Source organism: Acidovorax sp. Root275 (assembly GCF_001428965.1).
Taxonomy (GTDB): domain Bacteria; phylum Pseudomonadota; class Gammaproteobacteria; order Burkholderiales; family Burkholderiaceae_C; genus Acidovorax; species Acidovorax radicis.
Map to the genome: position 1 here is coordinate 852,276 of NZ_LMJH01000009.1, position 9,889 is coordinate 862,164.

7 protein-coding genes and 2 pseudogenes are annotated in these 9,889 nt (G+C 59.6%); 4 read left to right on the top strand and 5 right to left on the bottom strand.

Going from position 1 to position 9,889, the window contains the following annotated elements; genetic code table 11:
• Positions 1 to 969 precede the first annotated feature (969 nt).
• A complete protein-coding gene (locus ASE52_RS25295) occupies positions 970 to 1,932 on the top strand; it encodes a GDSL-type esterase/lipase family protein (protein ID WP_158004177.1) in 963 nt (320 codons plus the stop codon).
• Between the two features lie 94 nt (positions 1,933 to 2,026).
• A pseudogene (locus ASE52_RS25770) lies at positions 2,027 to 3,383 on the top strand (IS3 family transposase).
• A gap of 140 nt (positions 3,384 to 3,523) precedes the next feature.
• On the opposite strand, the gene metC reads toward ASE52_RS25770, so the two are convergent.
• The gene (gene metC / locus ASE52_RS18875; protein WP_057228280.1) at positions 3,524 to 4,699 is read right to left on the bottom strand and encodes a cystathionine beta-lyase; all 1,176 of its coding nucleotides are present in this window, start codon (positions 4,697 to 4,699) and stop codon (positions 3,524 to 3,526) included.
• Positions 4,700 to 4,962: 263 nt separating this feature from the next.
• Here metC and ASE52_RS18880 point away from each other — a divergent pair, with 263 nt between their 5' ends.
• Positions 4,963 to 5,421: an Lrp/AsnC family transcriptional regulator gene (locus ASE52_RS18880; protein WP_057228282.1), complete on the top strand. Its 459-nt coding sequence runs from the start codon at positions 4,963 to 4,965 to the stop codon at positions 5,419 to 5,421.
• A gap of 393 nt (positions 5,422 to 5,814) precedes the next feature.
• Here the strand turns inward: ASE52_RS18880 and ASE52_RS25775 are convergent.
• A pseudogene (locus tag ASE52_RS25775) lies at positions 5,815 to 5,974 on the bottom strand (IS5/IS1182 family transposase); the annotation flags it as partial.
• A gap of 16 nt (positions 5,975 to 5,990) precedes the next feature.
• Between ASE52_RS25775 and ASE52_RS25780 the strand changes: the two are divergent.
• Entirely contained in the window at positions 5,991 to 6,326 is a 336-nt protein-coding gene (locus ASE52_RS25780) for a hypothetical protein (protein ID WP_140426270.1), read from the top strand.
• A 320-nt stretch (positions 6,327 to 6,646) separates the two neighbouring features.
• Here ASE52_RS25780 and ASE52_RS18890 read toward each other — a convergent pair whose 3' ends face one another.
• The 3 genes from ASE52_RS18890 to ASE52_RS18900 form a co-directional block, all read right to left on the bottom strand.
• Complete coding sequence (locus ASE52_RS18890) at positions 6,647 to 7,210, bottom strand: hypothetical protein (protein ID WP_057228286.1); 564 nt, start codon at positions 7,208 to 7,210, stop codon at positions 6,647 to 6,649.
• A 193-nt stretch (positions 7,211 to 7,403) separates the two neighbouring features.
• Entirely contained in the window at positions 7,404 to 8,093 is a 690-nt protein-coding gene (locus ASE52_RS18895) for a response regulator transcription factor (protein ID WP_057228288.1), read from the bottom strand.
• Positions 8,090 to 9,781: a HAMP domain-containing sensor histidine kinase gene (locus ASE52_RS18900; RefSeq protein WP_057228589.1), complete on the bottom strand. Its 1,692-nt coding sequence runs from the start codon at positions 9,779 to 9,781 to the stop codon at positions 8,090 to 8,092. Before ASE52_RS18900 ends, ASE52_RS18895 begins: the two co-directional genes overlap by 4 nt.
• Positions 9,782 to 9,889 lie beyond the last annotated feature (108 nt).

Below are 9,889 nucleotides of genomic sequence, written 5' to 3' on the forward strand. Positions count from 1 at the left end.
CCCCGACCTACCTCCATCTGCTGCCTCGCGAGCCAGGCACTTGGCGAGACTTACTATCGACTCATCTGTCACACAAGCGTAGACAGCGCTGAGTTGGTGCGTCAGCGCAGGTTCATCAGCCAAGGATCCGAGCGCACTCCAGTCGAAAGAAACATTGACGCTTTCCACGGCTCCTTCGTAGCTTAGGCTGTCCCAATGTTGCCCAGCAGGGTAAGCGGCAACACAACCGGGTGTGAAGTTTACGTGCCTTCGTTTGGTGCCATAGCGGAGGTCCACGGCACAAGCGCCACGTAAAACGACGGCTAGGTAGAAGTGAGATAGCGCTTCCCCAGCCCAAGTCCCGCGTTCCGCAGATCGGGCTACAACAATGGGAAACCCGCCCCACGATGGGAGGCCATCCGTAGTAAGCAGGAGCTCACCGGTGTTGCCGCTTGATGTTTTGTGTGTAGTACTCATAACGAATTCAGACCGAAGCGATAACAGTAGCGTTGCGGCCTTCAGCCCCTCACTGGGGAATACCCTTCGCAGAAGCTAAGGGAAATCCTTCGGCGTTTCTCGATAGCGCTCGCAATTCTTGATATATGTGAACCTCAATCCTAGTTATCTTTGGTCGCTCGCGATGTACACACGAGAACTTTCCAAAAATATAGGAGACACCCAATGCCGGTTCCAGAACACAAATACATGCGGTCATCACAGGTCCGCAGAAAACTGCTTAAGTGCAGTGCTATCTTAGCTTTTACATATGTATTGACTGCCTGTGGCGGAGGTAACGTTGACTCGACTGCTACCAGAGCGGCCGCGTGGACTGCTTCACAGAGCGATCTTACAGAAGACGTTAGCGCTCTCGGTATTCCGAAGCCCACCCCCGCGGAGTTTACGAATCAGACCATTCGACAGGTGGCCAGGCTTTCGTTGGACGGTAATCTTGTTCGCATCAAGTTCTCAAACCGCTTCGGGAAAGTCCCTTTGACCCTGAACAAGGTGCACGTTGCGCGGAGCGTTGGTGCTGCAGAGATTGACACTTCGAGCGACCATGCAGTCACCTTTGCTGGAGCTCCCAGCGTAACCATTGAAGCCGGTCAAGATAGATGGAGCGATGCTGTTGCCCTTCCAGTGGAGCCCCAAATACGGCTGGCAGTCAGTATTTACATGGAAAAAGCGACTATTGCCACAGGACATCGATTCTCTACTTCTTCTACGTACGTCAGTACCGGCGATCAAACAACCGCGCGTGATATTTTCTCCGCCGCCGAGAATGTGCGCTCATCCAGCTATTTCATGAGTGAGATAGCTGTGGAAAGGAGTGATGCGAGTAAGGTAGTGGTGGCGTTCGGTGACTCAATTAGCGACGGCGTTGCTTCGAGCACGAATGCCTTCTTAGACTACCCAAGCCAGCTCTCTAACCGTGCACTGAAAATCGACCGCAACATTTCAGTCGTGAATGCAGGAATGGGGGGAAATAGATGGCTGAACACGCCGTTTGGTCTCCCCGGTGTGCGTCGTTTCACTGAGCAGGTTCTCGGCGTAACGGGCGTCACTCACACCATCATTTTGCTCGGCACAAACGATCTAGGGCTCTCACAGCTATATCAAGATCAGGTGGTCACGGCTGAGCAGGTCATTGCGGCCATGACGGAAGTGATCTCTCTGGCAAAGGCCAAAAACGTGAAGGTGTATCTCGGTACTCTCATTCCGTTCAAAGGGGGATTTTTCTACACAATTGAAGGCGAAGCGAAGCGTCAGACGATAAATGCCTGGGTGCGAGCAAATCAAGAAGTCGCCGGTGTAATCGACTTCGACAAGGCAATACAGGATCCAGAGGACCCGCTTCGGATTCCTACCCATTTACATAGTGGTGACAGCCTACATCCAAACGACGCTGGTTACGCCAAATTGGCCACTGCGGTGGACCTAGCGATGTTCAAATAATTCGGCACTAGCTATTGAACGCCTCTCGAATGGGCTGTGAATCGCCCCGGTTTTGAACTAGCCCCTAGAAGTTGGACAAACTTCAAGGGGTTTCATGAAGAAGTACAAAACGGAGTTCAAGCTGGAAGTGGTCCAAAGCTTCTTGGCAGGCGAAGGCGGCGCGAAGCTCTTGGCTCGGCGGTGGTCGGTTCCCGAGGAGAAGGTCCGCACGTGGGTGAGCCACTACCGCCTGCACGGCATCGACGGTTTGCGCCCCAAGCGGAGCGCGTACAGTGCGCAGCTCAAGTTGCAGGTGCTAGCTCATCAGGATCGCGAGCAGCTTTCCAGTCGTCAGGTCGCGGCGCTCTATGACATCCGCAATCCCAACCAGATCGTGGTCTGGCGGCGCAATCTCGATCAAGGCTGCCTGCAGGCGCGCGAGAGCGGGAATGAAGAACAGCCTAATATGAAGCCAAAACGACGCTCTGCCGCACCGTCTAGCACGGTCGTTGCCGATGCGGAGAAAACCCTGCGGGAAGCGAACGACCGACTGCGCGCGGAGGTCGCGTACCTAAAAAAATTGCAGGCCTTGATTCGGTCGAAGAGATCAGCTGCCCCGACAAAGCGCATCTGATTGCCGGGTTGAGGCATCACCATAAATTGGCATACCTGTTGCAGGTCGCAGGCCTGCCACGCAGCACGTTCTACTACCAATGCAAAGCGAGCCGGCGCGCCGACCAGCACAGCGCCATGGAGGCTAGGATCCGCACTGTCTATGACGAGCACAAGGGTCGCTACGGATACCGGCGGATCACGGCAGCGCTGTGCAATTCAATGGCACAGCCGGTCAACCACAAGTGCGTGCAGCGTCTGATGCAAAAGATGGGGCTACGTGCGTTGATCCGGGCGAAGAAGCGCTCCTGGCATGTCCCGGGCACGAGCGATGCACACGTATCCAACGTTCTGCAGCGCGACTTCTGCGCGACCGCGCCGAACCAGAAATGGGCGACCGATGTCACCGAGTTCAATGTAAGCGGGCAAAAGCTCTACCTGTCGGCCTGCATGGACCTGTACAACGGCGAGATCGTCGCGTATCGCATGGCAAGGCGGCCGGTCTTCGAGATGGTTTCCAGCATGCTTGAGGCCGCGCTCTCGCGGACCAATTGCGTCGCAGGCCTGATCGTGCATTCCGACCAAGGTTGGCACTACAAGATGCAGCCCTACCGAGCGATGCTCGTGCGACGCGGAGTCGAGCAAAGCATGAGCCGCAAGGGCAACTGCTTCGACAACGCGGCGATTGAAAGCTTCTTCGGCACCCTGAAAGCCGAGTACTTCCATCTCGAAAGGCCCGATAGCATTGATACGCTCGAAGCGGCGTGCATGATTACGTCAACTACTACAACCACGAACGCATCAAGCTCCGGCTGCAGGGGCTCAGTCCGGTGGAATACCGATTGAGAAGCACCGCCTAATCGGCGGAATCGTGACCGTCCAACTTCTAGGGGCCAGTTCAAACCCGGGGCGATTCAAGGATAGCCGCTAGGCATTCAAGTGCTTGTGACTCCAAGGTGCTCATGGATTTGTCCGCTCCGCAGCTCTGGCCTTGTGTTGATCACCCGACGTCACTAAGTCTTGCAAACCCCTTCTCCAGATCTGCGATCAGATCGGCTGCATCTTCCAGCCCAATGTGAAGGCGCACCAGATGACCTACTTCGTCCCACTTGGAGGCACTTCGCATCTTTCGTAGATCGACGGTCATCGCCAAACTCTCGAATCCGCCCCAAGAGTATCCAAGCGAGAAGAATGAAAGGCTATCGAGCATCGCCTCGACCGCTTCGAGAGAAACCGGTTTGGTCACAAATGAGAATAAGCCGCTGGCACCAGTGAAATCACGGCGCCACAGTGCATGGTTGGGATGTGAAGGCAGGGCTGGGTATATGACACGCGCAACCTCGTCGCGGCCCTCCAACCAGCTCGCGACCTTAAGAGCACTCTCCTGGTGGCGCGCAAGCCTTGTTCCCAACGTGCGCAGGCCGCGCAAGGCAAGATTCACGTCATCCGGCCCGACATAAACACCTGCCTGAAATTGGTACGCTTTCAGTAGCTCCCAAGCGCGTGGCCCTGCCGCTACAGTGCCGATGAGCGCGTCCGAATGGCCCACCACGTACTTGGTGGCAGCCATCACACTCAGATCGACGCCCATGGTCAGCGGTTTGAAAAATAGCGGTGTGGCCCAGGTGTTGTCCATGATGACCAGGGCGCCGCGGCGGTGCGCGATCTCCGAGATAGCCGGTATGTCCTGAATCTCGAAAGTGTGTGACCCGGGCGACTCGGTAAACACCGCTTTCGTATTCGGGCGAAACAGCGCTTCGATGCCCGCGCCGATGCATGGGTCGTAATAGGTCGTTTCGAAGCCGAAGCGCCTGCCGGCTGTGTCGCAGAAATGGCGGGTGGCCCCGTAAACACTATCAGGCACCAACAGGTGATCCCCCGCCCCCACCACAGCCAGAATGGCAGTGACACAGGCAGCCAGTCCGCATGAGCAAAGCACGCTTCCTTGTGCACGTTCGAGCACGTTGATCGCCTCGGTGAGCGCTTCTGTGGACGGGTTGTTCCAACGGCCGTACTGGTAGCGCTGACTACCTGACTTCATCGTCGCTGCGCTGGGAAAGACCACTGTGGAGCCGCGGTAGATAGGCGGGTTGACGAAGCCGTAATGGTCTTCCGGATGAGAGCCGGCGTGAGCCAGGGCCGTGTTGATTCCACGTTGTTCGAAATCAGTGTGCATAACGTTGTCCTCTCTCGGAGCAAGAAGCCATCGGCTGTAGGTCTGGAAATTCTGTTCCTACCTTCTAGAAATATGATTTCTAATTGCTCCAAGAGTGCGATCATTTGGTTAATTTTATTAACTGACTACTAGCTTTGAAGACGCCGCAACATCTCAGGCCACGGATCTCGGCTCAAGTGGCTGCAGGGGAGCGACGAGCTCGACATTTCAGTGGTGAACCCTTGCGGGTTGGCCTGCCTATGTGTGTACCGAGGAAGAATGGAATGGCGGAGTTAGACAATACCGATCGAGCGATCTTGCAGCTTCTGCAGACCGACGGCCGACTGGCGAATACAGAGATAGCGTCGCGTGTGGCACTGTCACCCCCAGCATGTTGGAAGCGGCTCAAGCGGCTTGAGGAGAAAGTAATTCGGGGTTATCACGCCTCGCTAGAGCCCAGGGAGTTGGGTTTGGGCCTGTTCGCGTTCATCAGCATCATGCTTGACAACCATTCCGAGAAAGCGATGAACCGCTTCGAGAGCGGCGTAATGGCGCTTCCTAACGTTATCGCCTGCCACAATGTCTCAGGAAAATACGACTACTTGCTGCAAGTTGTCGTGAGCGACATGAATGCTTTCCACGAACTTGCCATGCACAAGATTCGCACGCTTGGCAATGTCAAGGAGATGTACACGGGTTTCTCGCTCAAGGAGATCAAGCGCTCAACGACCCTGCCGTTGTGAATTCAAATTTGTGGCCGATGCTGGCGCCTTCTATGGTTCCGGCACCCCCACACGCCGCCACACCGTCCGGTTAGCGTTTCATAACGCCCAGCGAATGTTAGTGCTGCGCGTTCCCTGGACAGCGGCAGGCCTGGCATCTAACAACTTATGGCGATTGCCAAAAAAAGTGGTGCGCCGGCTTGCGCTCTTCGAGCTTGGTGGAACCTGAGGAGGGTGCTCTAGTCGGTGAGGAGGTTGCCCCAGTTCGAGACCTCGAGAGTCAGAAACGGGGGCGCCTCTCGAGCGCGGCCTCTTGTATGGATGGTTCGGTGAAAGTCAAAAACTCCTGCATGCAATGGTTACGCAACCTAACGTCGACGGCGAAATTTGGTCAGTCAGCCGACTAAGACCTGTTCAAAATATTCTGAGCAGCAGAGCCAACAATACAAGTGGATGAACTGCAAGCTGGTGTTCAGTAGCCTCTCGCAGTTCTTCCACACCGCCTGTTCTTCTCCAACTACGCAAAGCTGCACTCCACCACCCAGCGCTGGGGTATCACTTTGAACGGGTGAAGTCCAATGCATGGCGTTGTGCTGTTCGCCATCTATCTCGCGCTCGATGGGTATTCGCATGCCCACGCACCCCAAGTGACGCTGGCGGATGATGTATCGACGCTGTTACGGTGGTTCAACGCTAGCGCTGGCTTCCTGGTATTGGGCTTATTCTCGAACGTCTACTACAAGGCGGTACTTGCATCGGAACAACGGTTACGAACAATCGCCTCCACCGACCCGCTGACCGGAGCCCTGAACCGCCGCGCGATGAGGTATGAGGTAGATGCCGCCCCACCGGGGCTTCTCGACGACGCTGCTGCTCGCCGACATCGATTTCTTCAAGCGCATCAACGACTGCTTCGAGGCCGGTGATCGCGTACTGGTAGTTGCACAGAAGCGCTGCTTCCCGCCTCATGACGAACGTGACACTGAAGGTCACAGGTACCTCGCAGGTGAGGTACAGGAACAAGTTGGGCCCCGGGGCCTGCGGATGAAGCGGCCGGCGGCGCATCAACACCACCAGGAAATCCTACATCGACGTCACCAGCCTTTCTAAGCCAGGTATCCTCGTCCGCCCAAGGGTACGGCGACAGACATCCCCGAAACGAGGATGCTGCAGACATCAAGTCGTGCGTTCCCGATCACAGCCGTCTTAGTGCTCGGTAGCGTGTGCCAATCGGCACACGATCCGATCAGTTGCCCGCGTACGGCAGTGACGAGTGGTGCACGACGATGCGCAGCTTGCCCGCATCGTCCTTGACGAAGGCCCAGCTCTTGTCCACGGTGGTCACCTTGCCGTCCTTGCCCGTGAATATCACGTTGCCTATGGTATTGGCAGAGTCACCGGAGATGAAGACTGCAGCATTGGCAATCTCGCACTTCGTCCAGCCCTTCAGAGCGAACCCGGTGTCCTTGGGGTATGCAGGATTGCCCCCCACGAAATACGAGAGTGCGCCCTCTCGGGTGGTGCGAAAGGTCTGGGGCACCTCAGTCAGGGTCGGCTTGAACAGCACGGTCCCAATCTGGTAGCCGTACGCGCTGTCGATCACCTTCTCGGCCAAAGCCTTGGCTGCCGGCTGGCCGCTGGTGGTGTTCACCGTCGAGATATCGACCAGCGCCTTGCACCAAGCTTGCTGGGCCGCCAGCACTTCGGTTTCGGAGATGGCGTGGTTGACCACAGGGCCCTTAGCGGCGGCGGGCAGGATGGCTCCGCCGATCAGGAAGCTGGCAACGGCGATACAGGTGAGTTTTTTCATGGTTTTCACTGGTTGAACTGGTTGGTTCCCGCCCGTTTTCCCAAGGGCTGCAGCGGGACCTACAGTTCACCAAAGCGGCATGAACCGGTTCTGAAAGCCGGGTTACAGCCATGTGAGCAGCACATGAACAACGGATGAACGCCAGGTCGCCTGCCCCCCGGCAAGCGGGCGCCAGGACATACTCCCCCACGATTCAATCCGCCGTGGCGTCCAATCGGTAGCCAAAGCCACGCACGGTCTTGATGAGCGCGAGCCCTTGGCCTTCGTCGATCTTGGTGCGCAGGCGGCGCACGTACACATCGACCACGTTCGTCAGCGGGTCCTCGTTGGTGCCCCAGACGTTGGAGAGGATGCGCTCACGGCTGTACACGCGACCGGGGGCGCTCATGAGCAGCTCCAGAAACGCCAGCTCGCGCGCAGTCAGCACGATAGGCTGGCCGGCCCGGCTGGCTTGCATGCGCTCGAGGTCCAGCACCAGGTCGGCGACGTGCAAGGTGCTGGCGCGCGGGCGCTGCTCGCGGCCGCGGCGCAGCAGCGCTTCGATGCGGGCCAGCAGTTCTTCAAACGCAAAGGGCTTGGTGAGGTAGTCGTCCGCGCCCAGGCGCAGTCCGGTGACCTTGTCTTCGGTATTGCTCAGCGCGCTGAGCATCAGCACCGGCAGGTGGTGGCCTTCGGCGCGCAGCGTCTGGCACAGCTCCAGCCCACTCAGGCCAGGCAACATCAGGTCGAGCAACAGCAGCACGCCGGGCTCGGCGCTCCGCGCCAGGGCCAGGCCTTCGGGGCCGGTGCGCGCCAGCTCCACGCGGTAGCCCTCGGCCTTGAGGCCGCGCACCAGGAAGTCGGCCACGCGCGCATCGTCTTCCACGACCAGGATGTGGGTCATACGCGGCGCTCCGGTGATGCGGCTTTGGCGTTGAGGGCGGGGGTTATGGTGGTGCCGTCCATCAACGGCAGCGCGATACGGGCCACGGTGCCCTGTTGCGCCACGCTGGTGATGGCAATGTGCCCGCCGTGTGCCTGCACGATGGACTGCGCGATGGACAGCCCGATGCCCGTCCCATCGGCCCGGTGCGCCCGCGCCCTGCGCCCGCGCACAAAGCGGTCGAACACGTGCGGCAATTCGTCCGCGTCGATGCCGATGCCCGCATCGCGCACCACCACCTCGACCCCTCCCGGAGCAGCCTGGAGCCACAAGCACACGGTGCTGCCGCTGGCCGAGTAGCGCACTGCGTTGTCCAGCACGATCACCAGGGCCTGGCGCAGCCGGTCGGCGTCGGCATGCACGACGACCGCTGGGCCGGGCGGCAGCACATCGCCGCCCTCCTGAGGGCTGGGCGGGCTTGGCAGCAGTTGCACCTGCACGCCATGGGGCGCGCCCAGGGCGGCCGCCTGCTCAGCAGCGTCGCCCAGTAGTGCATGGACGTCCACCGGTGCGGGGTGCATCACCAGCTGGTCGGCGTCGGCTTTGGCAATGAGCATCAGGTCATGGATCACGCGGGTGAGCTGGTCTACGCCCCCCACGATGCGCGCCAGCGTCTGGCGGTATTCGTCCACGGGTTTGTCGCCGCCGCGCAGGGCGATCTCGGCCTCGCCGCGGATGGAGGTGGCGGGGGTGCGCAGTTCGTGGCCCAGGTCTGCAAACAACTGGCGGCGGCGCTGGTCCAGGCGCTGCAGGGTGTCGTGGGCAGCGCTCAGCTCTTGTGTGCGTGCCTGGACCGCGTCTTCCAGGCCACGGCGGGCGGCGTCGGCCTGGGCGCGGTGTTGCTGCAGTTCGGCCGCCATGGCGTTGAAGTGCTGGGCCACGCGGTCGAATTCGTCGTTGGAGCCGGTGGCCACCCGGTGGTCGAGTGCGCCGGCCTGCAGGGCCTGGGTGCCTTCCAGCAGCCGGTCCAGCGGGCGCTGCAACCGTTGCTTGAGGTGCAGGGCCAGTACCACTGCCACGGCCAGGGTGATCAGGGCCATGCCGATGGCCTGCGCGCGCAGCAGATCAAGGCCGCGCTCGGTGGCGGCGCGCGCCACAGGCACGGCCGCGCGCTGGTGCGCAATCGCGCCGTTGATCAATTCGCGCAGGTCGCGCCCGCGCGCCATGTCGAACACCTGCGTGAGTTCAGCCCACAGGGCCGGAAAGTCCGCTCCTTGCTCCAGCGGCACCAGTTGCGCCAATCGTGCTTCCACAGCCTGGATGTTGTCGCGCATCAGCTCTGTTACGCCCACGAGCTGGGGCACCTCGGCCGGCATGCTCACGCCTTCACGGCGCACCATCTCGTTCCACAGCGCCAGATCGCGCTGCACCAGGTCATCCAGGTTGGCGGCGCTGGCGACCATCGCGGCCACCAGACGCTCGCGCTGCTCGGGCTGGGCGTCGGTGTTCATCAACCGCTGCAGGGCCCACACCCGCAGCCGCTGCTTGTTGGCCGACAGGTCGAGCAGCTCCGACTGGATGTCGCTGGCCAGCCGGCTGTGCTGCGCATAGTCGTTGACGCGGTTGGCGCCCCAGTACACAAAGGCGGCCTGGATACACACCAGGGCCACCAGGGCGGCGAATGCGAGGGAGAGTCGTGCGCGGTACATCAGCATTGGGTTTCGTGAACGATCCTCTGGATCGCCTGAAGCAGTAGGACGGACGATAACCCAGCTTGTTTTTTCTTCGATCCACATAGCTGTGCATCCGAATTCATA